The organism is Ktedonobacter racemifer DSM 44963 (assembly GCF_000178855.1).
In the GTDB taxonomy this organism is placed as follows: Bacteria; Chloroflexota; Ktedonobacteria; order Ktedonobacterales; family Ktedonobacteraceae; genus Ktedonobacter; species Ktedonobacter racemifer.
Map to the genome: position 1 here is coordinate 676,927 of NZ_ADVG01000001.1, position 25,932 is coordinate 702,858.

The 25,932-nt window shown below is 53.6% G+C and carries 23 protein-coding genes; 12 read left to right on the forward strand and 11 right to left on the reverse strand.

From position 1 onward, the window contains the following. Window positions 1-395 precede the first annotated feature (395 nt). Both KRAC_RS03185 and KRAC_RS03190 read right to left on the reverse strand, forming a co-directional pair. Window positions 396-1,640 (reverse strand): NAD(P)/FAD-dependent oxidoreductase, encoded by a 1,245-nt coding sequence (locus KRAC_RS03185; protein ID WP_007904452.1) that lies wholly within the window; start codon window positions 1,638-1,640, stop codon window positions 396-398. A 274-nt stretch (window positions 1,641-1,914) separates the two neighbouring features. After that, window positions 1,915-2,667, reverse strand: a complete 753-nt coding sequence (locus KRAC_RS03190; protein ID WP_007904453.1) for a DUF3291 domain-containing protein — start codon at window positions 2,665-2,667, stop codon at window positions 1,915-1,917. A gap of 310 nt (window positions 2,668-2,977) precedes the next feature. On the opposite strand from KRAC_RS03190, the gene KRAC_RS60630 reads away from it, so the two are divergent. Both KRAC_RS60630 and KRAC_RS03200 read left to right on the forward strand, forming a co-directional pair. Next, entirely contained in the window at window positions 2,978-4,252 is a 1,275-nt protein-coding gene (locus KRAC_RS60630) for a general stress protein (protein ID WP_007904457.1), read from the forward strand. A 933-nt stretch (window positions 4,253-5,185) separates the two neighbouring features. Continuing rightward, the gene (locus KRAC_RS03200) at window positions 5,186-7,459 is read left to right on the forward strand and encodes a PAS domain S-box protein (protein ID WP_007904470.1); all 2,274 of its coding nucleotides are present in this window, start codon (window positions 5,186-5,188) and stop codon (window positions 7,457-7,459) included. Between the two features lie 409 nt (window positions 7,460-7,868). Here the strand turns inward: KRAC_RS03200 and KRAC_RS03205 are convergent, their stop codons facing one another. The 3 genes from KRAC_RS03205 to KRAC_RS79245 form a co-directional block, all read right to left on the reverse strand. Then, on the reverse strand, window positions 7,869-8,552 hold the full coding sequence (locus tag KRAC_RS03205) for a hydrolase (RefSeq protein ID WP_007904472.1): 684 nt from the start codon (window positions 8,550-8,552) through the stop codon (window positions 7,869-7,871). 645 nt (window positions 8,553-9,197) lie between these two features. Beyond that, window positions 9,198-9,434: a hypothetical protein gene (locus tag KRAC_RS74380; RefSeq protein ID WP_040441846.1), complete on the reverse strand. Its 237-nt coding sequence runs from the start codon at window positions 9,432-9,434 to the stop codon at window positions 9,198-9,200. Then, entirely contained in the window at window positions 9,386-9,628 is a 243-nt protein-coding gene (locus tag KRAC_RS79245; protein WP_075164159.1) for a C-terminal helicase domain-containing protein, read from the reverse strand. Before KRAC_RS79245 ends, KRAC_RS74380 begins: the two co-directional genes overlap by 49 nt. 4 nt (window positions 9,629-9,632) lie before the next feature. Here KRAC_RS79245 and KRAC_RS79250 point away from each other — a divergent pair, with 4 nt between their 5' ends. Then, window positions 9,633-9,785, forward strand: coding sequence for a transglycosylase SLT domain-containing protein (locus KRAC_RS79250; RefSeq protein ID WP_420795790.1), 153 nt, complete (start codon window positions 9,633-9,635; stop codon window positions 9,783-9,785). A gap of 262 nt (window positions 9,786-10,047) precedes the next feature. Here KRAC_RS79250 and KRAC_RS03215 read toward each other — a convergent pair whose 3' ends face one another. After that, window positions 10,048-12,090: a PAS domain-containing sensor histidine kinase gene (locus KRAC_RS03215; protein WP_007904473.1), complete on the reverse strand. Its 2,043-nt coding sequence runs from the start codon at window positions 12,088-12,090 to the stop codon at window positions 10,048-10,050. Between the two features lie 218 nt (window positions 12,091-12,308). After that, on the reverse strand, window positions 12,309-12,479 hold the full coding sequence (locus KRAC_RS70675; RefSeq protein ID WP_157506287.1) for a hypothetical protein: 171 nt from the start codon (window positions 12,477-12,479) through the stop codon (window positions 12,309-12,311). Window positions 12,480-13,135: 656 nt separating this feature from the next. Here KRAC_RS70675 and KRAC_RS03225 point away from each other — a divergent pair. The 4 genes from KRAC_RS03225 to KRAC_RS03235 all read left to right on the forward strand — a co-directional run bounded on the left by KRAC_RS03225 (window position 13,136) and on the right by KRAC_RS03235 (window position 14,454). Then, window positions 13,136-13,429 (forward strand): hypothetical protein, encoded by a 294-nt coding sequence (locus KRAC_RS03225; RefSeq protein ID WP_007904475.1) that lies wholly within the window; start codon window positions 13,136-13,138, stop codon window positions 13,427-13,429. A 66-nt stretch (window positions 13,430-13,495) separates the two neighbouring features. Beyond that, on the forward strand, window positions 13,496-13,756 hold the full coding sequence (locus KRAC_RS70680) for a hypothetical protein (protein WP_157506288.1): 261 nt from the start codon (window positions 13,496-13,498) through the stop codon (window positions 13,754-13,756). An 8-nt stretch (window positions 13,757-13,764) separates the two neighbouring features. Continuing rightward, a complete protein-coding gene (locus KRAC_RS70685; RefSeq protein ID WP_157506289.1) occupies window positions 13,765-14,058 on the forward strand; it encodes a cysteine peptidase family C39 domain-containing protein in 294 nt (97 codons plus the stop codon). 159 nt (window positions 14,059-14,217) lie between these two features. Beyond that, entirely contained in the window at window positions 14,218-14,454 is a 237-nt protein-coding gene (locus KRAC_RS03235; protein ID WP_040441852.1) for a DNA cytosine methyltransferase, read from the forward strand. A gap of 148 nt (window positions 14,455-14,602) precedes the next feature. On the opposite strand, the gene KRAC_RS60635 is transcribed toward KRAC_RS03235, so the two are convergent. Next, entirely contained in the window at window positions 14,603-15,337 is a 735-nt protein-coding gene (locus tag KRAC_RS60635) for a hypothetical protein (RefSeq protein WP_007904479.1), read from the reverse strand. 248 nt (window positions 15,338-15,585) lie between these two features. On the opposite strand from KRAC_RS60635, the gene KRAC_RS03245 reads away from it, so the two are divergent. After that, the gene (locus tag KRAC_RS03245; RefSeq protein WP_075164231.1) at window positions 15,586-17,223 is read left to right on the forward strand and encodes a zinc ribbon domain-containing protein; all 1,638 of its coding nucleotides are present in this window, start codon (window positions 15,586-15,588) and stop codon (window positions 17,221-17,223) included. A 71-nt stretch (window positions 17,224-17,294) separates the two neighbouring features. Here the strand turns inward: KRAC_RS03245 and KRAC_RS03250 are convergent, their stop codons facing one another. Both KRAC_RS03250 and KRAC_RS03260 read right to left on the reverse strand, forming a co-directional pair. Continuing rightward, a complete protein-coding gene (locus KRAC_RS03250) occupies window positions 17,295-17,855 on the reverse strand; it encodes a hypothetical protein (protein ID WP_007904482.1) in 561 nt (186 codons plus the stop codon). 336 nt (window positions 17,856-18,191) lie between these two features. Beyond that, a complete protein-coding gene (locus KRAC_RS03260; protein ID WP_007904483.1) occupies window positions 18,192-18,983 on the reverse strand; it encodes a hypothetical protein in 792 nt (263 codons plus the stop codon). Between the two features lie 408 nt (window positions 18,984-19,391). Here KRAC_RS03260 and KRAC_RS03265 point away from each other — a divergent pair, with 408 nt between their 5' ends. Continuing rightward, on the forward strand, window positions 19,392-20,216 hold the full coding sequence (locus KRAC_RS03265) for a phosphoadenosine phosphosulfate reductase domain-containing protein (RefSeq protein WP_274532079.1): 825 nt from the start codon (window positions 19,392-19,394) through the stop codon (window positions 20,214-20,216). Between the two features lie 704 nt (window positions 20,217-20,920). Beyond that, window positions 20,921-21,226, forward strand: a complete 306-nt coding sequence (locus KRAC_RS75400) for a helix-turn-helix domain-containing protein (protein ID WP_007904485.1) — start codon at window positions 20,921-20,923, stop codon at window positions 21,224-21,226. Window positions 21,227-21,260: 34 nt separating this feature from the next. On the opposite strand, the gene KRAC_RS03275 is transcribed toward KRAC_RS75400, so the two are convergent. Then, on the reverse strand, window positions 21,261-24,197 hold the full coding sequence (locus tag KRAC_RS03275; protein WP_007904486.1) for a PAS domain S-box protein: 2,937 nt from the start codon (window positions 24,195-24,197) through the stop codon (window positions 21,261-21,263). Between the two features lie 816 nt (window positions 24,198-25,013). On the opposite strand from KRAC_RS03275, the gene KRAC_RS70695 reads away from it, so the two are divergent. Together KRAC_RS70695 and KRAC_RS03280 are read left to right on the forward strand one after the other, a co-directional pair. Further along, window positions 25,014-25,157, forward strand: a complete 144-nt coding sequence (locus KRAC_RS70695) for a hypothetical protein (RefSeq protein WP_157506291.1) — start codon at window positions 25,014-25,016, stop codon at window positions 25,155-25,157. A 35-nt stretch (window positions 25,158-25,192) separates the two neighbouring features. Beyond that, window positions 25,193-25,834, forward strand: coding sequence for a site-specific integrase (locus tag KRAC_RS03280; protein WP_274532103.1), 642 nt, complete (start codon window positions 25,193-25,195; stop codon window positions 25,832-25,834). The last annotated feature ends 98 nt before the right edge of the window (window positions 25,835-25,932 follow it).

Consider the following 25,932-nt stretch of genomic DNA (forward strand, 5'->3'; position numbering starts at 1 on the left):
CTGAAAACTCATTTTCAGTCGCGCAAAACCCAGTCGGCTCCCCAGCTCGTCCCCAGATGGGGACAGCACAAAACCGCGTCCATTCATCGTGTGAAGGAACGTGTGATGCAGCGGGGGAAGTACCCGTGGCGAGCCACCTTAGCGTGGCACCTGGGCATCTGTTCACCTGCGCTTCAAAAGCGAGGTACAGACGCCGGGTAAATCGGACAGGAGCACCGACCAGGTCGGTGATTGTCGCTATTTACCGTGTGTTGGAGTGAAGGTATTATGCCATAGACCTTATCTCCATGTCAAGGCCTTACCCTGACTTTAATCTCATTATAGCCCCACCCAAAAGAGGGGACCGGGAAAAGAAAATCTTTTTCCCGGTCCCCTCGATAAGCTTCGTGCGGCTTCTAGCCTTCTGCAACGGCTACCGATGGTTTATTGATGCGTTCAAGAAGTGCATTTAAAAACTTCTTGCCGCCCGTAGCCACAAGCATGGGATTACGCGCCATAATTCCCATAAAGAGACTGGCACTATAGTCACAGTGCAGGGCCTGGGCCATTTGCGCAGGGGTCAGACGCTTTAACAGATCAAAGGCATCGTCCCACTGTTGATCTGTATACGCAGCGATGTGCTTATTAATCAGATAGGAAAGCTCCATATCGCGACCAAAGCGCGCACGCCATTTCTTATCGAAGCGGCTCAAAAAGACGCCCGATACATCGCGCTGCTGAACGGCCTCGGCGGCAACCTCGCCCGCCATCTGGCCTGAGTACATCGCAAAACGAATGCCCTCACCTACCAAAGTCGACCCCTGAGCACCGGCATCGCCCGCCAGTACCAGTCCATCACGGCAGAAACGCTCCACCGGCCTTACAGCTGGGAAGAGACCGGTATGATATTCAACCGGGCTTGCACCGCGTAGTTTCTCTTTTAGCTGCGGCATGTGCAGGATACGATCCAAATAAACACGCGCATCGTTATCACAATCGGGATGAATCACACCTGTTCCGAGGCGCACGCGCCCATTTCCCCGTGGGAAGACCCAGGCATAGCCTTGTGGTGCGTACTCGCTTCCCATAATGAGATAGACGGTATCCTGGGGATAATGGGGGGCGTAAAGGTCATACTCAGCGCCAAAACCATAGCGATGAAAGGCCTCGCCCATATTCGTGCGCACCCCGATATGGCGCGAGAAGCCGCTGGCATCAATTGTCACGTCAGCGTGTACTTCGCTACGCTCACTCACGTGATTTTTATAGGTCACACCTGCTACACGCTCACCATCAGTCAACACCTTGTCAACCGTGTGGCGTACGCGTATCTCAGCCCCGGCACTCACCGCGCGGCCCGCCAGGTGCTGGTATAAGCCACGAATATCAATCACACAGGCAACCGCGGGATTATAGTTTACTTCGAACTCGCGTTTGGGGGAGACAAAGACGATTTTCGTGACCGGGTGGTAGAGGTGATCAGGCACTTTCAATGCCTTCATATCGCTGATCCAGCTTCCGCCGCTGGTATGGATAGGATAGCCGATTTCGTTCTGTCGCTCCAGAACCAGGGTACGCATCCCTTTGGCAGCCGCAGCCTCAGCCGCGGCCAGACCAGCGGGGCCGCCGCCTACAATAAGCACTTGATACTCGTCTGGCATGAGATTCCTTCTACAAACTTCGGAGACTACCTATGCGAAAACCTGGGCACAGGAGCGCTAGCCACGGTTGTGACACTGCCGTGCCACCGCTTGCCCCCGAGTGGGAGGTCGGTTTTCGTATAAGAAAGGGGTGATTTGAAATAGGAACAGTATGAGCCATTTCTGATATAGTTTCAGCGAAAACCAGATCACTTTTCCTGGCTCCATTTGAGGCATAGTATAGACCACGGATCTATTGCTGTCTATACTATGCAACCTGGATAAAGGCCTCCGACTAGGATGCGGGGGTCATTAGTTGAGACAGGGGATTAGTACCATCCCACGTTCCACTTGCCGCCAGAGGTCGGAAACGCGCAAATAATTCCTCGCTATACCAACCCTCTTGCCTGGTACGCCGTATGACCTCGCGATGAGCCTGCTGAGCATAGGCAAACGCGGTTACATCTGGCAGGCTTTGCCAGAGGCTGAGCGTGGCCTGGTAGAACAGGGGGACCTCGCCAACCCCCACCGAATTGAGTAACGCTGGCTGCTCCAACAATTGCTCAGCCACGGCTGGCACCGCGCCCAGAAAGGCTCTAACGCGACTGGGGCGAATGGTAGCACGCGTTAAGATAACCCAGGGGCCTGGCTGGGGTGGTGAGGCTGGCATCATCTCGCGAAAAGGGTCCTGGCCTCCCCAGGCACCATGCCAGCGCACAGGCTGCATATACACTGTCCAGACCTCCTTAGCCTGGCTTCGCACACGCTTCATCAATGCAGACTGAACTTCAAATTGGTGCAAAGCGGCATAAGAGTGCCATACGGAGAAAATGGCTGAACGCCGCAAATCGGCATGTGAATCAAAAGCCTTGCCCTGGCCCACACCTAACAAGCGCCAGAAGCGCAATCCTGGCGTACGCGCCATCGTCCAGCGATCCAGCCCCAGATACACCAACGTGCGTAGACTCGGCTCCTGGTAACGGATCAAGGTAAACGCAACGATAGGTTCATTGTCGGAACTCATTTGAGATAGCACAAGATGATTCATGTATAGGCTCTCCAGTCACATCATTAGTATAGGCTAGACGCGCACAAACACACAATCGAGCCACTGCCTGTAAACAGAATCATATACTTGCCCAGCTTTTACATTTATACTGCACAGCTAATAGCGCAACTCAACTATTCAGATATTCAACAAATGCAACTTTCACACATTGACATACGTGTATCTAACTATAGATACTCTATCGGTGACAAAATTGACGTAAGCAATAGAGCGGTGTCCTACGAAGAATGCCGCATTGTCAGGTAAGCATATTTATGCCGCCTGGCTTGCATGTTAGGAGGAAACGCTTATGACTACGCATCAACATACCACTGCAATAGGTGTTTTTACAGAGCGTGCTCAGGCAGATCGTGCCCTGGAGACTTTGCATAATGCGGGTTTTACCGATGATATGATCGGTTTTATCCAGCGTGACCTGCGTAATGCTAATACTGGTCGCGCCGCTACAGATGCGATTGAGATGCCCGCAACTGCCGATGATAAGACCGGGGCAGCGGCGACAGGAGCAGTGGGAGGCGGCATTCTGGGTGGCTTGCTCGGCGCGGCAGCGGCCCTGGTCATTCCTGGTATTGGCCCGGCCATCGCGGGCGGCATTCTGATTACGACGCTAGGAGGCGCAGCCATTGGAGCGGTAGCAGGCGGACTGATTGGCGCGCTTACGAATATGGGTATTCCCGAAGATGAGGCGCGTTACTACCAGCAGGAGCTTGAAGCGGGTCGTACCCTTGTTACGGTCAACGCGGGCGACCGCTACAATGAGGCAGTAACCATTCTGCGCGGACAGGGCGCTTATGATGTGCATGCGCAGCCTGGCTCTCAGCAGCCTATCGCTAGCACCTATGATACACAAAACGCAGGCTCGCGCTATATGACAAACGAGCAGCGCACCTACAACCGAGAAAACTATCCTGTCACGAATGTAGAACAGCCTGCCAATGCCGTCGACACATCATATACTGGCTCTCCCGTCGGTGCTGGCGCGGAGAGCTACCGCATAAACAATCCGCAAGAGGGCGAAGATTTCCAGCGCAATAACGCTGGTATGTATCGGAAGGACATGCCTCCTATGCAGCAGGGTGATGTCTCGCAGTATCGTCAGTTCGATGATTACACCACACACGCGCCTTCAATACAGCAGGGTAGTATGAACAAACCTGGATATGACAATACCACTGCCCAGACGCCCTATGACCAGCGCAATATGCAGACCCAGCCCTACAGCCAGAATGATCCCGCCTACGATCAGTCGGCTCAGCAGCGCTACAATCAGGGGATGGAACAATCAGAGACACAGTCACCGTATACCCAGGATCAGGCAGGATACGGCACCAATGCGGCTCCAGGTAATGACCCCTATCGCGTGACGGACACGACAGATACGTATAATAATCCCAACGCAGATCCCAATATGGCGCCACGCGAGAACTATCCTTACGAGGAGCGCTCTGATACCACCAACAATCCTGGCAGTAATCAGCCCAACAATCCTCAGCGACGTCGTGAACTCCGCCCCGAGGAAATGCGTAAAGAGAACACGCCGCCACCAGCGGACAATCAATACTAATATTATATGCGGGCACAATGCCCCAAAACAGAGCAGGAGAGAGGCGCATAGTGTATGCGCCTCTCTCTTTTTTTACACATAGATAAACGCTTGCTGACTCATCCGTCCCCCGTGCCTTACCACCTTTCGAGCGGCGTTGCATTTGACAGAGGTTTTATTGTGTCTCTCCTGTGTGCTGTACAGTGTGTAGTTAGGTTCAAACGCACTTTTGATGATGAGGGGAATACATGAACCTCACTGTAGCTGACCTCTGCTTTGTTGAACGCAGCTTTTCGGGGTTCGTTTATTAGATTGCTCATGCTTTCCAGCCTCATCATCAAAAGTGCGGATGAGTCTGATTACAAACGCGCTGATGATCAAGACCTTGCGGCTCTGGCTCAGTATCTGCGTTCATAAAAATGGCATATGTGCTGTCAAAAAAAGATGCTTTGATGGTATTTTTAAAGAAATGGGTAAGACTCCCTTAACATCTCAAGCGGAATGAGGGAAAACGGTGGTTGGAGTGCTTATTCATTTTGCCTCTCTAACTCAATAGATCAACTCATTGAAATATGCTGTGCCATGGTCCATTAAAAGAGCTCCCTGCCCCTCTTCACGGTGTCCGGATTCTTCTGATTGGCTGCATCCCTGCGCATTCGCTTCAACTGATAGGAAAGTCGAGTCGCGCACTAGAACTTTCGTGCCGGGTCTCGGCTGTCACTTCTCCCAACAATGACTCTTTCGACCCATGACATCCTCTCTACTCTTCCAGTATACTTCGGGTGTCAGAGGTCATCCGCTATATAGGACGAGCGATTTCACTGATATCTACATTGTATAGCTTGCTTGTTTCTCGAAGCTATCACATCATTTCAAGAGACTGCTTGAGGTTTGAGCAGGTATGCATCTTCGCTACCAGGGATGGGGACACGTGAAAGGGAGGTTGACCGCACGATGATAAAGACAACGCAGACCAAGCATCTCACTCAGCGCAGGAATGAGACGCTCCTCACGCTTCTGGAGACACTTCCTGGTGCTTTGTTTGTCATTGATGACGACATGACCATTGTGTATGCCAATGCGAGCGCGCAGACCATGCTCGGCACCACACAAGAGGCGCTTGTTGGAAACAGCTTCTGGCACTCCGCTCCCCCCCTGGTGAGCACCGCACTCTATCAGGCGGTGCTCAAGGCCAGACAGACGCGGAAACTGACCGACGTGGAATATCGTTCCCCGGCGACCCAGACCTGGTTCCATGCACAGATCTCGCCCACCGGAGTGGGCCTCGCGGTCTTTTTCCAGAAAAACACGGAACCAACGCAGTGCCAGGACGCCCTTTGTCAAAGTGAACAGCGGTATCGGGATCTCCTGGAGCACAGTGCTGAGCGTGTCGCGATGTTGACACCAGAGGGACTGATCCTGGAGATCAGTCAGCGTCCCTTGGCGGACGCGCAGGTCCTGCGCGAGGAGGTGATTGGCAAACCGCTCACTGCTGTTCCCTGGTGGGCGTCTGTCCCGCATGCCCAAGGGCAATTATGTGCGGCGATCGAACAGGCCAGACAGGGAGAGACGGTGCGCTTTGAAGCCCGCATCTGTCCACACTCAGGAAGGTGTCTCGACCTTGCCGTGACGCTGACGCCCCAGTGCGGGACGAATCAGCAGGTCGAGTATCTGATCTGTACGGGATTCGATATTACCCGGTACAAGCGCGTGGAAGAGGAGCTTCATACTGTGCTCGATACCCTACCCCAATTTGTCTGGGTCAGACAGCCTGATGGTTCCATCGCCTACAGTAATCGACGCTCACACGACTATGCCCGCATGATGTCCGAGCGACACCCAGAGGATGAATGGTTCCCGCAACTGGCTCCCAATGATCGGCAGTGCATCCAGGGCATGTGGCGCACAGCCCCCCGAACGGACATCACATATGATGAAGCGGTCTCGCTTCAGTTTGTACATCCTGAGGATCGAGAACGGGTCCTGGCTATTCAGCGCCAGGGATTGGAGGCAGGGGAACCCTATGAGTTTGAATATCGTCTCAGAGAGAGACAGCCGGGCGCCTATCGCTGGTTTTTATCACGGGGTGTACCTCTGCGAAACGAGGAGGGGCAGATCGTCCAATGGTTTGGCACCTGCACCGATATCCATAAGCAGAAACAAACCGAGGACGCCTTGCGTCAGAGCCAGGAACGCGTGAACCATCTCATGAATTCCAGCGTGATCGGCATCTTTTTCGCCGAAGGCGACGTGGTGGTGGAAGGGAACCACACCTTTCTGCGCATGACGGGCTATAGCCGGAACGACCTGAGCCAGCGGCGCCTCACCTGGGGCAGGCTCGCCCTGCTAGGCTTGAAGACCTCGCTAACCCAGCAAGCGCACCAGGAACTGGTCGTGCAGCAATATGCCACGCCCTTTGAGACTGAACTCGTGTGTAAGGATGGCAGCCGCCTGGATGTGCTGATGGGTGGTGTGGCCTTTCATGGGGAGGTGCTCCAGGGCATCGGCTTTGTGCTGGACAATTCCGCGCGCAAAGAACTGGAACGGCGCAAGGATACCTTCATCAGCATGGCCAACCATGAGCTCAGGACGCCGCTTACCGCGATCAAGATCCAGACCCAGCTGCTGAAAAAGCGTCTGGTCAGGCAGGGCCTTCACGAGGCGGCGGCAGCGCTTTCGCGTGTGGAGGAGCCGCTCACCCTGCTGGAACGGTTGGTCGGAGATCTGCTGGATGTCACCAGGATTCAGGCTGGGAGGTTGGAGTACCATTGGGAGCCAGTGGATCTGGATGCCCTACTCCAGGACGTGACGAGCACGACGCAGCAGATGGACCCAACCCATATCATTGCCGTGCGTGGCACCATCTCGCGCCTCCTGCTCGGGGATAAAGACCGCTTAGCACAAGTCTTTCTCAATCTGATCAGTAATGCCATCAAGTATGCTCCTGATGCCCTGCTGATCGACATTGAGGCGAGCGCATCGGCGGAAACCGCCACGGTAGTCGTCCGCGATCATGGCATCGGCATCCCAAAGGAGCTGTGCGAGAAAATCTTTGAGCGCTTTTATCGGGTGAGTAATCCGAGCCAGCTCATGGTTCCTGGCCTGGGGATGGGCTTGTGCATTGTAACGGAGATTGTCAAGCAGCACGGCGGAACCATCACCGTAGACAGCGAAGTGGGCAAAGGATCAACCTTTCACGTGACGCTTCCTCTCACCAGAGAGAGCTGACCAGGGAAGAGATGGCACGATGGGATCGAAGGTGGGTTGCCCAGTTGCCAGGCACTCATCCGGGAGCAGCAAGGGGATGTGGGCGTCCCCAGCACCAGGGAAGAGAGTTCAACCTTCCGGTTTCCCTTCCCCATGGTGCAAGGAGAGCAAACATCCACAGAAAAACACCAGCGCTGACTCATCAGCAGAAACAGGCGACAATCTCGATTGTCGCCTGTTTCCTTTCCTTCGGGGTCTTCATGGGAATGTTTGGCTCAAACGCACGTTTGATGATGAGGCTAAGAGTTCATTGACGAACCAGAAGAGCTAGCTTAGAATGAGGTAAAAAATGATGCAATGAAAAGGCCCTCACTACGCGGTGAGAGCCTTTTCATTGCATCGGATGCCTAAATTATGATCAATCTTTGTCCTACCTGGTCCTGGCACCGGCAGCCACAGGGGCAGCACTTCTCTTGCCCGCTCCTCGTAGTTCCTCGAACCAACCCCAGTCCCTATTCTGATCAATGACCGTCTGCAAGAACCCATTGACCGTTTCTTTCCGCGCCCAATCGCGCTGAAGTTCACATGCCACCGAGTTCCACGTCACCAGTTGCGCACCAGCCTGAGATACTCGATGTAACGCGGTCTCATGAGCCACGGGAGTCGTGCCACCAAGTGCATCCACTACTGGATAGACTTCATAGCCCTCCTTGAGCGCATCAAGGGTCGGGAACAGCAGGCAAGCTTCAGTCCACAATGCACCGATGATCAGTTTTCGCCGTCCAGTGGCTTTAATAGCCGCAACAGTCTCTTTATCTTCCCAGGTGTTAATGGATGTACGATCATACGATTTCACATCCGAGAGGACTTCCTTCAATTGCGGAATGGTATCTGGATTGACGCCAGTACTCACATTGACTGTCGTGAGGATGATAGGAAGCTCAAACACCTTCGCAAGCCTGGCAAGGGTAACAACGTTGTTGATAAGATCACCCGAATTCATCGATTTTACGGTGTAGATTTGCAACGGCTGATAGTCGATAAGTACCAGCGCTGCGTTCTTCGAAGTCAGCAAGTGATCCTTCATAGGGTCGCGCATTGGTAAACTTGTCATCAATTTCTCCTTTGCGGATTGCAGGAGACCGGCAGGCACTTCTACCTCGCCCAGAGTCACCTTTGCCTTTCTCAATATGCAAGGGGGAACCCTACTTCACTTTGAGTATATCAATCCCAGAAAATTCATCTATTATCTCATGAGACTAGTCTTTCTTAACCACCCCTCACACGAGATGTCACGCAACAACGCCGGTCGCAGGCCAACATCACAATTTCGGAAGCCTTACGAATTTAGGATGAATATGATACGCTATGTCATTGCTCGATTGATTGCTGTGAGAGGAACGCGAGACGAAAACACTCATAGGCGTCTCACAGCGTCACTTCTGGTGTGTAGCCTGCTTCCTGGATGGGTCCGCCAATCCGGCGCGGATGGCATTTGCGTAATCTGCCGTGCTGGCAGATTACGCCAAGATCGCATTCACTAGTCCCTCTTCTGTCAGAATGGGAGGGGACGTGAAAGCTCTCCATAAGAGATAGGAGGGCTCATCCGCCATTTTGATGCTGAGGGGAATTTCTGAGCAGCATAACCCTCACTGTGGCTGACCTCTGCTTCATTGACACGCAACTCTTTGGGGCTCGTTTGTCCGGTTGCTCATGCTTTCCAGTCTCATCATCAAAAGGCGTTTGAGCCTCACTCGAGTTAACCAAAAGCTCTCTCAGAGCTTACTGATTTGGTGTTGATGAGTGGAAACTTCATCTCCTCAGTAGAGACGAGCTCAGCCTGGCGCTCCAGATCTTGCAGCAAGTTCTGATCGTTGCGATACAATTGCCGTAATTGTTCCAACGAGCTCTGCGAGATGACCTCACCCAAGACACTTGCGTCTAGTCCTACGGTCTGATCGATTTGTGCAATGCGTGTAGAGAGCTTCTGTACCAAACCGAGGAGACTCTCCAACTCCGCTCTGAAAAAACGTTGTAGAGCATGATGTGTGCAAAGGAACTCCCAATACGGTCAACACGCCCTGCTCGCTGGATGAGACGCACAGGATTCCAGTGCAGGTCATAGTTAATGACGATCCCTGCGTCTTGCAGGTTTTGCCCCTCGGAGAGGACATCAGTGCTAATGAGCACCTGAATTTCTGACCCACACCAGGCCCTGCATGCAGCGGCCCAGTTGATGGCTAGATATTATCAAGCCAATGGGAAAGATTATGCCAAAGCGCTGGCAGGCTATAACTGTGGAGGCAGATGCCTGGCACATGCAGTCAGGGTTGGCGGTGAGCAATGAGGATGCCAGATTCCACAATCGACGCGGCAGTACATCTGGTTGATCATGGACGCGTGTGCTAAGACAAGGTACAGGGTTTTTACTGTCATTTATCAGTAATGCGTTTAAATGACATTTACTGTCATTTATTAGTTAAAAATTACCGTTTCCTTCGCAAATCGCTCATCATGAGGCTCAGCGCTCTCAGCGAAATAGGCTCTCTCACATAATCTGGCGCTGCGTCAGTACGAAGGTTAATTTGGCTTGATGTCAACTTCCTCCCTCAACGTGGGGCAGGTTCGTGGCAGGGAAGAGAGAAGAAGAACGTCGAGCCAACCCCTTCCTCGGATTCGAAGTCGATGTGCCCTCCATGCCGTTCAATCAGTTCCCGGCACAGATAGAGACCCAGTCCTGTTCCACGGATGCCAGCGGCACGCGCATTTTCGGCACGGACAAACCGTCCAAAGAGGTGCGCTTGCTGGGCACGTGGAATCCCCATCCCCTGATCGCGGATACGGAAACGGGCTTCGTGTGTCTCCGCGTGTTCCTCAAGCATCACCTCGATGGGACCACCGCCTGGACTGTATTTGATGGCATTGGAAAGCAGATTGGAAAGGACCTGTTCGATCCGGAAGGTATCGACCGTTGCCCAGAGCTGGGGCGGAGCGGCTTGGACATCGAGCTGATGCTTGTCTGTGGTGGCCTGGAGCCGCTGGATCACCTTCCGGGTGAGGTCAACCAGATCGGTCGAGCGTCGTTCCAGCGCGAACTGGCCTGCCTGCATCCGCGTCACATCCAACAGATCCTCCGTGAGGCTGGCTAATTGCCACGAGGCTTGCTTCATCTCCTGCACCTTTTCACGCTGCCACTCGTCCAGCCCATGTTCTTTCCCACGGGCCGCGCGTATGAGCAGGCGATCGGCATAGCCCGCGACGATGGTCAAGGGAGTGCGTAGTTCATGCGTTGCCAGACTGATGAATTGGTCTTTGAGCGTCTCCGCCTCTTTGAGGGCGCTCACATCCTGATAGACCACCAGAACCACCCGCTCTGCTGAAGGAAGCGCCGGTGTCATCTCCTGGGGAAGACGAGGAAGCAGAGAGAGATTCGTAAAGGGGATCGCATCCACCACGACCGGAAGACGGGTGCCATCAGGTCGTCGGATCCCCAACTGGCGGTAGAGCACGGGTTCACCAGAGGCCATGGCACGGGCGCCTGTCAAGTCGTCCATGGGGAGCGGTTGCCCATTCGCGTTGAAAAGATGGATGCCTTGTTGTTGGAGAAACTCCTCCTGAGGTTGGCCTCGTGGCCATTCTGCGCCCCAGAGAGCCGCCGCCGCATCATTGGCCATCAGTAAGCGCAATTGAGGCCCTTGCACCAGGAAGACCCCATTCGGCAAGCGATCCAGGATCGATTGTAAGACATGCAAGCGCGCATCCATGTCGGCACGTGCCTCTTGCTCCAGATGTTCCAGGCGACGACGCTCAGTCACGTCTCGATTGATTTCCAAAATAGCGGAAGGCGCTCCCTGCTCATCGCGCACCAGCACTTGGCGGCTTTCGACGATCACCTGGGTCCCATCCCGGCACGTGTGGATGAGCTCCCCTTGCCACTGGCCGTGCTGCTCCAGGGTTTGATCGACCGCCTCCTGCGAGATGAGGAAACGCGTCTGGAGCAGCGTATGGGAGACCTTGCCCGTGACCTCCTGAGCTGTCCACCTGTAGAGGTGCTCAGCCCCCTCGTTCCAAGAAAGGATGCGGTTCTCTGCATCACGCACCAGGATCGCATCGTGGGCCAGGCTGATGAGTTTGTCCTGCTGGCGCAAGCGCTGGAGAATCCGCATGCGCTCGCGTTCCACCTCACGTTGAGCGGTTATATCGCGGACCGCGCCCATTACATGCAGGGTGTGCTCGATCCGAATGGGCCGCAGGCTAATCTCGACGGGAAACTGGCTGCCATCTTTGCGCCGACCCACCAGGTCGAGCCCGGCGCCTATCAAGCGAGGACGCGCTGCCTGCATGTAGTGCGTTCGCTTGGCCACGTGGGCCGCACGCAGATGCTCAGGAAGAAGGCATTCTATTGTCTGGCCAATCAGTTCGTCATGGCCATAACCAAACAGCATTTCCAACTGCGTATTCACCAGAACAATCATGCCTGTTGTGTCAACCACAATCAGGGCATCGGGTGAGAGATCAAGAAAGGCAGCCAGGATGTTCAGCGTCAGCAAAAACGAGACCATCAGCGCGGTACTGTCGGGCTGGATGGGCAGTTCCCCGGACATAGCACCCTGTTTCTCTGGGTGGAGGTTAGGGTCTTGTGGATTCTTCATCGAAGACACACCTTCTTTCTCTGGAGAGATTCAATTCTCCTGATGGTCCTCACTTTGACTTCTCGTCGGCCAGGGCGTGGCGAATGGTCTGCATCTGCAGGTCGTATACAATCGGTACGGTCAACCCAAACGTTGTTCCCCGGTTGGGGGCGCTCTGCATACCAACGCTACCATGATGGCGTTCGATGAGCGCCTTGCGTAGGGGAGAAGCTGAACGCTCAACGCAGATTCAGTCCGTGCTCAATCGCGCTCCCTTTCCCCAATCCAGAGGCTGCGTTCTCAAAGAAGAAGGTACATGCTGTGCGTTGAGAGAGCTGATCGGGCCTGCCCGATCCCACACCACAATGGCATCGGGTTGTGAGGCAAGACACGATCCGAGTTGCGAGCATGACAGAGGCTCTTTTCGCCCTGATACAGCTGGTTATTGCCGATGCTGGCCCATCTCGTCTTTCCTTCTCCAGAATGGAATCAACCAGGTACGCGCGAGAAACCACGCCAAAGAAGATGGGCGCTCCTCCCCCAACATCGTTTCGGGTTGCGAGCACATGCACCCATCTCAACAGCAATTCACCTCCCTCCATCTATTACGATAGCACTTGGAAGGAAAAAATATCGTGTGCAAGGACATCCTTTTTCACCAATCCTTGCTGTCTCCTAGAATCACGGTTTTCTCGTCGCGGGTTGCCACCTTTCGCTGCTCGGCAGACCACAATGGCGATTTGGCAGATTAATCCCTAAAGATGCGATTGGAATAATACAGACGTATATAAGATTCGCCACGCAAAATACCAAACTTTGGTATTTTGCTCAAGAGTATCAGAAAAGGCAGAAATGATGTGAGAGTAAAAGTCATGCAATTACCAACGTTGGGCGTTTCCCTCAAAAGTAGTTGACGCTTTTGTACATATATAGGTGTAAGTTTTGTTCTTGGTACTGCAATAGGCATCCTTTCTCGTGGGTTAGCCGCGCCTTTTGCGCTCAGAGGTGCGGCCCCTGCCCTCTCATATGATTGTTGTTTATATTGAGCGCAGGGAGGTAGATACACATGCTCTCAGAAACCGAAGTCAAACGCCTGGAGGAGCTCTCAGAGGAAATGATCAAGGAGATTGAAAACACGGCCACATCCGCCGAGGCTGCGGTAGTGTACGGCAAGATCGGGCGCGCCTGCTCCAGGGCGCTGGCTCAGGAAGCTGCACGCAGCGCACTGCGGACCACTCGCACCCAGCATACCACGAAGTTCCAGAGTGCCCGTCAGACTTGCCTCCAGGCCCGTAAAGGTGGGAACGGCACCACTGCCAGCCAGCCACAGCCAGCGCAGGGACAACAGCGTCGAGCCTAAGCGGACCATGAGGGATCACCGAGCCTTCCCCTCTTCGGAAGTTTCCTTTTCTAAACATCTGGAGCTGTGAACGCTCGACGCATACGCAATCGCCCTCAGTCACGGCGTCACCAGCTGCTACGCAACCGGAGAGAGGAACAACACCACTTCGTACGCGTGAACCAGTGGGATGTGAGCCAGTACGCCAGTCAGCAGGAATACGACGACTGGCATCTCTCGACCTGTTCCTCTGCCTCGCTCGCGGTAGTCATCAACTACTACACCGGGAGACCTACCGCCTCACAGACATCCTCCACGCACAACTGGCAATCAATGCCATCCCTGTAGAGCTGGGCATGCTCGATGACGAGGGTATTACACGAACAGCCGCACGCTTTGGACTGGGTACTGCGATCAGCCATGTACGCAGCCTCGATGAGCTGATCGCGCTGGCACAGCGAGGGGAGCCAAGCATCGTCAGCTTTCCCCCACCGGCCTTTGGTGGAGGCCATATTGTTGTCCTGGCCGGGGGAGATGAGCAGACAGTACGCCTCGTCGACTCTTCACGCCTCAATATGCAAGTCATGGACCAGGCTACATTCCTCAAGTATTGGCGCGGGTTTAGCACTATTCTTCAGGAAAGCGCGTAAAGAACGGTCCAGGGAAAGGAGATACATACTAGGGTAGCCTATGACCCTCGATCTCACCGTAACGGACATGTTCTGCGGTGCAGGTGGGTCCACCACGGGAGCCGTCGCCGCAGGCGCTGATGTACGGCTTGCTATCAATTACAGGAAGCTGCACCGACGGTGACAACGCTTGCGCGCCATGCCCTGGTAACGAGTCAGAGCCCAGCAGAGAAGATTGAGGTTGAGGATTGCGGCTTTCGGGTGCTCGCGCCCAAAGAGATCCAGGCCGCAATGGCGTTCCCGAAAGAGTACATTCTGATAGGTACTCGTCGAGAGCAAATCAAAATGTTAGGGAATGCCGTTACCCCACCCATCATGAGACTGCTGATGGACCGGGTTATCGCCTCACTTCAATAATACCCGAGTCAGTATCAGCCATTGCTACAAGGCGGTATAACCAGCCCTTATAGCAAGTGCTATAAGGGCTTTTCCTTTACAACGGTGGTTCCCCTGATTGTTTACCTGACTACACGGGAATGTTAAACGACATCTTAATAGCATTCCCCTAATTGTTTATCTGGTTCCCACTGTTGCTACTGTTGTTCTGATTATAGCCCCAGTTATATCCCTCATTTCCGCTGTTGCCCTGATCAACTCCCCAATAATAGCTGTTATTATTGTTGTTGCCTCCTGGGCCGTTTGAGCCGATCACTTGGGTGTTGATCTGGTTTCCAAAAGTGTGCCTATTATTGCTTACCTGGTTCCCACTGTTGCTGCCGTTGTCCTGGTTGAAGCCCCAGTTATATCCCGAATTCCCGCTGTTTCCCTGGTGACTTCCAGAATAGTAACTGTTATTACTGTTGGAGCTGTTTGACTGTTTGTATTGCGAGTTTACCTGGTAATTTTTCCCATTGGAGGACTTCGAGGGAGTGTACCCATCACTATTCTTTGTTGTATTGTATGTCCCTGCGAGGGAAGAGGTTGCCCCTTTGGGGCTCATGGAGACTGTTGCCTGCCTAGAAGCAGCGAACACCGTTGATGGAATACCCCACAAAAGCAACATTGAGATTACCAGGCTTGTAACAATGAGGATCACGCTCTTCTCTTTGAAAGAAGAAATCATTACACCTTTCTCCCTTTCTGGCGCTAGACGAAAATCTTTCCTTTTCGTTTTCAAGAAACTCTTATGCACCGGGTAGCCAGGATAATCTCTCACTATGCCAGTGTAGCTTTCCCAAAAAACTGACTCATTTGCATCTGCAAACAAAGTGGAGGAATATGCACCAACAACGTGGCGCATGTGTTCAAGCCTGAAACGTGGCGTAGATAGAGCCAGCCCTTATAGCACTTGCTATAAGGGCTGGCTCCTTTACAGAGAAGGTGGCGATAAAGCCCCGGTCATTTGATGCCGGGGATGAATCGCCACCCTCAGCGTGCGAGAAGAGAACAGGAGAAAACATGCCAAAAGAACTTGTGTTCTTCCGGTCTCTCTGGTACAATAGACGCACGATGATTGATCGTACGTGTGCGTCCAAAGGAGGAGCGGAAGTGCCCAAGAAATGCCAGGGACCGAGAAAGCAGAAAGAGCAGCAGGAGAAACGGCCTGCGACCCCCACCTTTCTGCTCGAGCTGCCTCTGGTCGTCGATGCAGGACAAGCCGCCCGCCTGCGCGCCCACCTGGAAGCCGCCCGTCAGCTCTACAATGCCATCCTCTCCCAAGGCCAAACGCGTTTGAGGCGTATGCGGGCTGATCCCGCCTGGCAAGAAGCACGTGCCCTTCCTCGCACCCACAAGGCGGAGCGAGCAGCGGCCTTCTCTGCCTTGCGTAAGACGTATGGTTTCACCGAAGCGGCCTTGCATGAAGCGGTCAAAGGACTGCGCGTGGGCTGGATTGCCGAACACATCGAGGCGGTGCTGGCGCAAACGCTGGCCACCCGCGCCTACCGCGCTCTCAACCGGGTGTGCCTGGGCAAGGCCAAACGGGTCCGCTTCAAGAGCCGAGGACGTGGCTTCTCCAGCATCGAGAACAAACGCAACGATACGAGTCTCCGCTTTATCCTGCTGCCGCCAGAATCCGGAAACGCAGGGTATCTGCTCTGGAATGGAGACCACCTGCCTGCCGTCATCGACTGGAAGGATGAGGTGGTGACCCATGGTCTGGGGCACCGGATCAAGTATGCCCGCCTCATCCAACGCCCCGCCAGCAGCTCCAGAGCGGCTGGTGCCGATGCGCAGGGCTACCGCTACGTTGTCCAACTGGCACTGGAAGGCAAGCCCCACCACAAACCCAAGCACACGATTGGCAAGAGCATCGTAGGAGGCGATCTGGGACCCTCGAGCCTGGCTGTTGTTCCTCAGGAAGGGGAGGCACGCCTGGAGGTGTTCTGTGCCGAACTGGCTCCCCAGGCCCGTGCCATCCGTCGCCTGCAGCGGCAGATGGATCGGCAGAGGCGAGCCGCCAATCCTGAGCACTATGACGAGAAGGGGCGCATCAAAAAGCAGGGCAAGCAGAAACTGCGGTGGAAGCAGAGCAAGCGCTACCAGGCCACCAGACGGCGCAAGGCGAGCAAAGAGCGCAGGCTGGCAGCGCACCGCAAGAGCCTGCATGGGCGCAAGGTGCATGAAGTCGTGGCGATGGGTAATACCGTCATTCTCGAAAAGATTTCCTACAAGGCGTGGCAGAAGCAGTTTGGCAAGAGCGTGGGACTGCGAGCACCAGGGATGTTTGTGGAACTATTGAGACGCACCGTTGCAAGCACGGGCGGCACCCTGATCGAGGTCTCCACACGCACGACGGCGCTGAGCCAATGGTGCCATGGCTGTGGCAGACGGGTCAAGAAGCCCCTCTCCCAGCGCTGGCACCAGTGCACATGTGGCGTGGGTCCCGTCCAACGAGACCTGTATTCGGCCTTTCTTGCCGCCTACCTTGATCCAGCAGACCCCATTCCCTCGTGTGCCCGATACCAGGGGTATTGGGAGGGTGCGGAGGCGCGCCTGCGGGCAGCACACGAGCGTACAGCACAACGCGCGAAAGAGGGGCAGATCTTGCCCCGAAGCTTTGGCATCTCCAGAGCCGGAGCGCGTCTGCCCAAAAGTCTGAGTGGACCCACACAAGAGCCAGCGTTCCTTGCCCAAGCAGGGAGGCTGGAAGCGTGGACGGAACGCTCAGAACCCCCGCTGCTTTAGCACGGGGAGTCTTCAGAAGGGTATTCTCCTGACTACCCCGGAATGTGAAATGACATCTTCATAGCGATCACCTAATTGTTTATCTGGTTCCCATAGTTGCTGTAGTCGTTCTGATTGTATCCCACGTTATATCCCGAATTCCCGGTATTGCTTTGATCTGTTCCCCAATAATAGCTATTCCCATTGTCGGCACCCCCTGGACCGTTTGAGCCAATCACTTGTGTGTTTTTCTGGTTTCCAAAAGTGTACTTGGTATGGCTTATCTGGTTCCCACTGTTGCTGCCGTTGTCCCGGTTGTAGCCCGCATTATATCCAGAATTCCCGCTGTTTGCCTGGTTAGTTCCTGAATAGTAACTGTTATAACTGTCGTAGGTGTTTGACTGTTTGTATTGCGTGTTCACCTGGTAATTTTTACCATTCTCGAAATTCGAGGGAGTGTACGCATAGCCATTCTTTGTTGCATTACCTCTCTTTGCGAGGAAAGAGGTTGCCCCTTTGGGGCTCATGGCGACTGTTGCCCGCTTTGAAGAGGCAAGCGCTGTTGTTGGCATACCTGATACCAACAACAGTGAGATTACTAAGCTTGTAACTATGAGGATCAAACACTTTTTTTTGAACGAAGAAACCACCACACTCTCCTCCCATCCTGACACTAGACAAAAATCTTTCCTTTTCGTTTTCAAGAAATACGTACGTACTGGGCTCGCCAGGATAACCTCTCACAGTGACCAGTGTACCTTCCTCAAAAACTAATCCATTTGTATCTGCAAACGACATAGGGCTGAATTCCGCCACGTTCTCAGTGGCGCACCAAAAAAGAGACAGGAACGCTTTTCCTGTCTCTTTTCAGTTCAGATGCACAGACGATCAGCTGGCGTGGCACCCCGTTAGGTTGATGTACGCGAGAAGTTTTTCCCGTGCCGTTTGGCCAACCTTTATAGCAGGTGCTATACAGGCTTTTCCATTTTCTAACGGTGTGTTGTTAGTTCCAAAAGAGGCACGCCGGGGAGCAAGTTGTACGTGTTATGATTTTCATGATGCCTCACGGTGTTTCCCTGATAATTCCCTTTGCCTCCCAGACTATGCAGACTATGAAGGAGGTCGGGGAGCAAGTTGTACGTGTTATGATTTTCCTGATAGCCAATAGTGTTCCCCTGATTGTTCACCTTGCTTCCCGCAGCATTAAATTGCTTTCCAATAGCGTTTGCCTGATTGTTGACCTGGTTCCCACTGTTGCTGGCGTTGTCCTGATTGTTGCCCACGTTATAACCCTGGTTCCCGCTGTTGCCCTGATCAACTCCCCAGTAGTAGCTGTTATTATTGTTGCTGCCGCTTCCTCGGCGGATCACTTGTCTATTGATCTGGGTTCCAATAATACTTTTCTGATTGTTGACCTGGTCCCCACTGTTGCTAGCGTTGTCCTGATTGTTGCCCGCATTATATCCCAGATTTCCGCTATTGCCCTGATCAATCCCCCAGTAGTAGCTGTTATTACTATTGTTGCCGTTTCCCTCTTTGTATTGATTGTTCACCTGAGAATTGAGACGAATTGGGAACTTCGAGAGGGGGTACCCATAGCCACCCTTTATCGCGTTGCGTGTCTTTGCCAGGGAAGATGGTGCCCCTTTGAGGCTCGTGGTGACTGTTGCCTGCCTAGAAGCAGCGAACGCCGTTGATGGCATACCCCACAAAAGCAACATTGAGAGTACCAAGCTCGCAACAATGGGAATCACGCTCTTTTTTATGAAAAAATTAACCATTATCCACTCCTACCTTACCCCAGTCCAAAGCTTTCTTTTCTTTCCAAGATACACGTACGCACCAGATTAGCCAGGGAAAGATCCGTCCCTCACCAGTATAGCTTCCTCAAAAACAGATTCATGTGTATCTGCAAACAAAGTGGAGAGAAACGTACACCATATTCCCAGTTACGTGCCAAATGAGACTGGGACAAACACTCCTATTTTCCTTTTTCAGGTCAGATGCATAGGCAATTGGCTGGAGTGCCCCCCGCTACTTTGATGAACCCGACAAGCTTTCTTTTACCGTTTTGTCAGCCCTTATAGCACCAGCTGTAAGGGCTTTTCTTGTGAGGTGAAACAATAAACATCTCTGTTCTGGATGAATATATTGCTGGCCAGCACCAACCAACACGGATTGTGGTCTCGGTGAGTGGTGGGAAAGACAGCATCGCCATGTTGCTCCAGGTACTGGAAACCATCCCACGTGAACTGGTGATTGCTCATCATCAAATTGTGCTGGAGGACTGGCCTGGAACGGTGGAATACTGTGAAACGGTTTGTCGACGGTTAGGCGTTCCGCTCTACTGCACCCAGGCAACATATAGCGGCTATGAATGCCTGGAGTGCCACCATCGCTACCTCATCTCGTGTGCCACACTTTCTATCCCCTGGTGTCGGGCGTGTGGCTCTCGCCAAGCGAAGTACCTGCGCCAAGTAGAAAGTGTGCTTGACCTGGTGGAATGGCGGCAAGCCTGGCCCTCGCTGTCGGTTCGCTTCTGTACATCCTACTTCAAGCGTGACAACTTCAACTCGTGGGCTAGGGCTCATGCGCAACTTCTGGGGGATCATCCCGTGATTTGCCTGGGCGAGCGGGCCTTAGAATCGCGTGGACGCGCAAAGCTCCCTGTCTGGCGTGAACGTTCTGGCCTGAAACAAGGGTGGATGCATGAATGGCGGCCTGTGCTTTGCTGGAGACGGATCGAGGTCTTTCAGAAGATGCGAGCTTACCGGGTCGAGCCACACTACTGTTATGAGCTTCAGGGCATGACCCAGAAGGACATGTATGAAACGGACGTGGAAGGCGACTCTCGGATGTCGTGCGTGATGTGCTTCCTCAAGAGTCCCGAGCAGTTACGTACTGGCTACTACACCCAGGAGGGTAGGGCTGTGATGGAACGAGCTTCAGCAATTGAAGCCGAAACTGGGCACACCATTCAGCATGGGCATGCTCTTGCTGACATGTTGGCGTAGATATATCCAGCCCTTATAGCACATACTGCAAGCGCAATCCAGATTGGAACTGCCGGGAACAGTAGGGCTAATCGGGCCAACGTTGCCACAACCACCATAACCACCGCCAGCACAACTGCTGCCACCCGTCCCAGTGCTACCAGTTGCTAAAAGAAACACAAGTTGCAATGTTGGCGTTAGTGTATGGACCAGGATAGGTAGGATGTTGAGGCGTGTAAACGGGCCAAGGATAGATGGGGAACTGCGAGTAGCTGACAGGGCGACGTGGCACGATTAACTGGCCATAATCATCTATATACGGGCAAGGAGCGACGTAACACGGTAACGGCTGGATTGCACTAGAAGCTACTGCTGGGCGTGCTGTACCAGTTAGCAGCAATAGAGCAAACAAACCGCTGAAGGCCGTAAGACAAATGATCTTACCACACATTGACAGCTTCATTAAGTTACTCTCTTTTAGTTAGGTATCTTAGATGCTTTAGAGTATCTAAACAAAAAAACAAGATTTGAACTTAAAGTGATTAAGCACTACAAGATGCCTTTAGCAAGGTCTGATTTTTTTATAAGACCGGTGACAAACTCAAGAGGCATTCATAAATACAACGAAAATCATACTTGGCGCGGTCTAGTAACACGCGCTCCTTTGATGTCGATTTGGCGTTATTCACTGCTCTTGTGTGAATAGTTCAGAAGGAGAAATACCTATGTCACATGCTTTGATTCCTGTAGCACCTGTTTCCTCTAGCTCCCCAGAGAAAACCCGACGAAGCCGCAAGAGGAAAGAGAGCGCTACCGATGCCACACCCAAACAACCACCGTTCGATCTTGCCCAGGAGCGCGCGCTCACCATTGAGCAGACGGCGCAGTACCTGAGAGTTGGGCGCCCCAAGGTCTATGACTACCTCCGCGATGGCCTTCCCTCAGTCAAACTGAGTGACGGTGTGCGCCGTGTCATGCTTTCTTCACTCGTCGCCTGGCTCAAAGAGCCGGAGACGCGCGGTGTCGTGTAGACCCCCAATGACACGTGTCGTATTCTTTCCCTGCTCAGGCATCCCTCTTCTTGGGAAGAGTCACCGTAAAGGTCGATCCTTTCCCGACGGTGCTGTCCACGGTGATGGTTCCCCTATGACGCTTGACGATCTCCGCCACAATGTAGAGTCCCATGCCCAAACCAGGGATCGCTTTCTGCCTGGGACCAGAGGCCCGATAGAACCGTTCAAAGATTTTGTCTCGCTGCTCTCGTGGGATGCCCAGGCCATGATCGCAGACACGGACCGTGACCGTCTCTTCAGAGGTACTCAGGTCCATCTCGACCGTCTCTGCACCGGGAGAATACTTGATGGCATTGCTAAGCAGGTTGGTGAAAACCTGTCCGAGCCGGTCTCGATCCGCCATCAGGCTGGTCTGCACTGCGCCACGCAGCAGGATGCGATGACTGGGATGAGTTTGCTGCATGGTGTCGACGATCTCCCGCAGCAGTTCGTCGAGATTCACCCTCTCCCGGACGTACTCCAGTCTGCCCGCCTGGAACTTGGAGACGTCCAGCCACTCTTCCACGAGTCGGGTGACGGTGTTGATCTGGGTCTCCATGCTGGAAAGAGCCGGAGCCGATGCCGGGATGCCTTGCCTGGCCAGTTGCCGGTGCAGCAGGGAGGTCTGCAGTTTCAAGGCCGTGAGCGGGTTCCTCAGTTCATGGCTGGCCATGCTGATAAAAGCATCTTTGCGTTGGTCCAACTCTTTGCGCGCCGAATTATCCAGCACAAAGGCAATCGCCTGGCGTGGGTGATGCTTTAAGACAACCCCACACACGACCACTGGAAGGCGACTGCCATCTTTACAGATGTACTCTTTCTCATATGTTACCGACTGCTGGGTGGCCAGTTCCTGATGAACCTGACGAGTCCGAGCCAGATATTCTGGAGGCGTCATGCGCATCCAGTTCATGCGCCCGGCACGCAGGTCTTCACATGTATAGCCGGTCATGCGTAGAAAAGTGTCGTTCGCGTCCACAATCTGCTCCTTTTCGATGATGTTGATCCCGATCATGGTGGAGTTCATCAGGACACTCACCCGCTCCTGACTCTGGCGCAAGGATTCCTCGATGCGCTTCTGGCCCTCAATATCGGTGCTGGTGCCCAACCACTTGATGATCTGACCTGTGTCATCACGTACCGGCAAGGTGCGGCCTAAAAACCAGCGATACGCTCCCGTTTGGCCATCCTTCAAACGATATTCGATCTCATAGGGTTCCCCCGTTTCGCGCGAATGACGTCGAAGAGCCTGAATACGCTCATAATCATCCGGATGCACGAATTGCCACCATTCATCGCCCAGCATGTATTCGGGAGAAGCACCAATGTAGTCACAAGCTCGCTGATTCACGTAATCGAGGCGACCATCGGGTTGCATTGTCCAGACCAGGTGCGGCAGCGTTTCGGCCAGCACACGAAAGTTCTCTCGGCTTTCTTTAAGCTTCTGCTCGGCCTGTTTCTGGTCTTCAATGTCGGTGCAGGTGCCAACCCACTTGACGATCTGGCCGATTCCATCGCGCACCGGCATGGCGCGAGTTAAGAACCAGCGATACGCGCCCGTTTGGCCATTCCTGACACGATTTGCGACCTCATAGGTTTCACCCGTTGCGAACGCATGACGACGAAGAGCTACAAGACGTTCAGCATCCTCAGGATGCACGAACTGATACCATCCATAGCCTTGGAGTTGCTCAAAAGCGGCATGCGTATACTCAAAAGAGCGCTGATTAAAGTAGGTCACAAAGCCATCTGGCAATGATGTCCACACAAGCTGAGGCACCGTTTCGGCCAGCACCCGCCAGTTCTCCCGGCTTTCGTTGAGCTGCTGTTCCACTCGTTTCTGCTCATCGATGTCGGTACAGGTGCCAACCCAGTGCAGGATCGTGCCCTGGGCATTTCTCTGCGGCACGCCTCGGACCAGAAACCAGCGATACGCTCCGCTGGTGCCGTCTTGCAAGCGCTGCTCCACTTCATAGGGCACGCCTGTCTGGATAGCGGTCTGCCACGCCTCCCATACCCGGTGCCGGTCATCAGAATGCACTCCAGCCAGCCAGCCAGCCCCTTCGACCTGTTCGAGGGTCATCGCCAAATAGTCGATCAAGCGTTGATTGTTGTAGGTGATCGATCCATCGGGTCTTGCGATCCAGACCAACTGGGGAATGGCATCGATCAGGGTATGGATGGCTTCGTCGGCTTGCTTGCGCGCGGTGATGTCGATGCCGGCGATGACGAGGTACTCGACGTGGTGATCCGCATCCATGTGGGGGGTGATCGTGCCCTCAAAGGAAAGGACTATTCCTCCCCTCGGGCGAAGCAGGACCTCGAAATGCACCGTTTCTCCCGTGCTGGCTCGCGCGATGGCGGCACGGAGCCACTCTTGACTGGCAGGAGCAAAGGACCACCATGGGGCCTCGGCCAGCGGTTTGCCAATCACCTCCTCGCGTCGGACCTGCGCGTCGTCTAACGGAACCGCATTGATGTCCAACACGATCCCCTCAGGGGTCAGAATCCCGATCCAGGTAGGCAAGCCATCCAGGTCACCGATGCAGAGACGCTCGCCCCGGGGAAACGTCTCCTGGCGTGGTGCTGGTGCTCTCATCTCGTGGAATTGCAACATGAGTCCCCCAACGGTCGGCGCGAGCTGCACGTGCAGCCAGTGCCGGGTCACGGGAGAAGCATACTCCACTTCGGTTGGTTCTTGGGTCTGTTTGGCCTTCTGGATAACCTGATAGAGTGCGGTGCTCACCAGGTGGGAAGCGCCGCACCACAATGACTTGCCACATACATCCTCTGGTGTGGCTCCGCTCATGGCTTGCGCGCTCGCATTAGCATACACAATCGTCCCGGCGTCATCGACGACAAAGAAGGCATCAGGAAGGGTCTCAAGAATGGTGAGGAGCGTCTCACGCGACCCAGGAGTGAGACGCTTAGTCTGCTTGGCATTGGACATACGGTGGTACCTCTCCCTTTCACGTACCCCCATCCCTGAGAACGAAGACGCATTCCTGCTCGAACCGAAAGCATATCTAGTGAAATGATGTGATATCTGTGAGAAACAAGCAAGCTGGACTGGACTCCAGTACCAGGTCTCGAAGGAACACGAGCACAAGCAATAGCGAGAGACGCTCAAGAAGCAGAACATCCTCGAAACGTGAGGAAACAGCGCTGAGAAAGCGGCTCCTTTTACTTCTTCTCTCAGAGAAAACCGTTCTTGCGAGCGTCAGTGGTGGCTTCTCGTTGTTGGTCGTTCCGTCCTTTCTCACGGGTCTGGGTATGATGAAAAAGGCAGACGCGAGAAACGTCCAAGGAGACTCTTGCGGTCGAGTCCCAGCCCAGTGCGCGCGACGTCCCCAATGGACAAGGTGTCGATGGAAGAAGCGATATGGGGAGCAGATTTCCACAGATTTCCCAGGCAAGGAATCGTCGATTCCCGTGATTGACTCCGATTTCCCACGTTTCACCTCAAAAGCGGGTCTTGCTCAATTTCGGCGGAGACTCTTCAAGAAGGTTGGGAAACGCTTCGGTTTGTGCTCTAAAAGAGCTATCATTTCTCTTGGAGAAACTCAACGTCTACCGAAATTGAGCAAGACCCTTCAAAAACTGCCCACATTTCACGCTATTTACCAGCTACTCCTCTTGAAGCGCCTGATACCCCCTCGTATGCGGCGCTGGTCACAGCCTAAAAGTTTTGGGAAGAATGTGTCTTCAAGTTTCTCCTTTGTTTCTTTACTAGTTTTGTGGTCTCAGACCAGAAAAGAACCTGTCTATGTCTAAAAGCCTGGATTCCATCGTTACCACCCTGGGTACTGGTGTCGCCAATGAACGCGCCAAAGGCCCTGTACAAAGCTATCAGGACTTAAAAGAGCGCGTGCAACGGGGAAGATTGCAAAGAACCCCTGCAATCATGTAAAGCTCCCCAAGGTCAAGAAACGCGAATACCCCATCCTGACCAAAGAGCAGGCAAAATTGCTTATAGAGCAGAGCGAGAATAGACTTGATGAAAGTTTTTTGTTCCACAGCCAAAGGCAAATCGGTGCGATCACCCTTTTGCTGATCACAACTGGCATTCGCATTGGCGAGGCCCTCTCGCTTCATTGGGATGACATTGACTTTGAAAAGAAAGTTCTGAGCGTTGATGCAACACTCAGCTATGATATAGAGGATCACGTACGCTTTGAAGCAGATCCCAAATCGCAAAGCAGTAAGCGCGAGATTGCACTTTCACAGTTGGCGCTTAAGACGCTTTCAGCCCATCGTATTAATCAGATAGAAGCGCGTTTAGAAGCTCCAGAATGGCAGGATCACAACCTGGTCTTCACCAATACGAAGGGCGGGCATACCTGGGATAGCCTGGTTCGTGCACAGCTCAAAAAATTCCTCAAGTACCACGACCTTCCTGATGTCAAGCTACACGATCTTCGCCATAACGTGTCTACCGCCCTGATCGCAGCAGGCACACCAACGAAAACAGTGCAAGCACTTCTTGGCCACACAAAGATTGCGATGACGATGGACCTCTACGGACACGTGAGCCATGAAATAAAACAGAGCGCGGCCGACAACGTCGACCAAATCTTTGGCGGCTAAAAGCAAACGTAGAATAGTATGCCCCAAAGGGGTCGGCAACAGACTGACCCCATAGGCATTAAGTTAAGAGCCAATCGAGACCATCGAGAAGCAACTGA

What these genes read in the sequence shown, in the direction of transcription:
- KRAC_RS03190 (WP_007904453.1), bottom strand. Translation starts at nt 2,667, where the DNA reads ATGAATCATCTTGTGCTATCTCAAATGAGTTCCGACAATGAACCTATC.
- KRAC_RS60635 (WP_007904479.1), bottom strand. Translation starts at nt 15,337, where the DNA reads ATGCGCCACGTTGTTGGTGCATATTCCTCCACTTTGTTTGCAGATGCA.
- KRAC_RS03215 (WP_007904473.1), bottom strand. Translation starts at nt 12,090, where the DNA reads ATGAAGAATCCACAAGACCCTAACCTCCACCCAGAGAAACAGGGTGCT.
- KRAC_RS03225 (WP_007904475.1), top strand. Translation starts at nt 13,136, where the DNA reads ATGCTCTCAGAAACCGAAGTCAAACGCCTGGAGGAGCTCTCAGAGGAA.
- KRAC_RS70675 (WP_157506287.1), bottom strand. Translation starts at nt 12,479, where the DNA reads ATGCTCGCAACTCGGATCGTGTCTTGCCTCACAACCCGATGCCATTGT.
- KRAC_RS03205 (WP_007904472.1), bottom strand. Translation starts at nt 8,552, where the DNA reads ATGACAAGTTTACCAATGCGCGACCCTATGAAGGATCACTTGCTGACT.
- KRAC_RS70695 (WP_157506291.1), top strand. Translation starts at nt 25,014, where the DNA reads ATGTCTAAAAGCCTGGATTCCATCGTTACCACCCTGGGTACTGGTGTC.
- KRAC_RS60630 (WP_007904457.1), top strand. Translation starts at nt 2,978, where the DNA reads ATGACTACGCATCAACATACCACTGCAATAGGTGTTTTTACAGAGCGT.
- KRAC_RS70685 (WP_157506289.1), top strand. Translation starts at nt 13,765, where the DNA reads ATGCTCGATGACGAGGGTATTACACGAACAGCCGCACGCTTTGGACTG.
- KRAC_RS03275 (WP_007904486.1), bottom strand. Translation starts at nt 24,197, where the DNA reads ATGTCCAATGCCAAGCAGACTAAGCGTCTCACTCCTGGGTCGCGTGAG.
- KRAC_RS03200 (WP_007904470.1), top strand. Translation starts at nt 5,186, where the DNA reads ATGATAAAGACAACGCAGACCAAGCATCTCACTCAGCGCAGGAATGAG.
- KRAC_RS75400 (WP_007904485.1), top strand. Translation starts at nt 20,921, where the DNA reads ATGTCACATGCTTTGATTCCTGTAGCACCTGTTTCCTCTAGCTCCCCA.
- KRAC_RS03260 (WP_007904483.1), bottom strand. Translation starts at nt 18,983, where the DNA reads ATGGTTAATTTTTTCATAAAAAAGAGCGTGATTCCCATTGTTGCGAGC.
- KRAC_RS03185 (WP_007904452.1), bottom strand. Translation starts at nt 1,640, where the DNA reads ATGCCAGACGAGTATCAAGTGCTTATTGTAGGCGGCGGCCCCGCTGGT.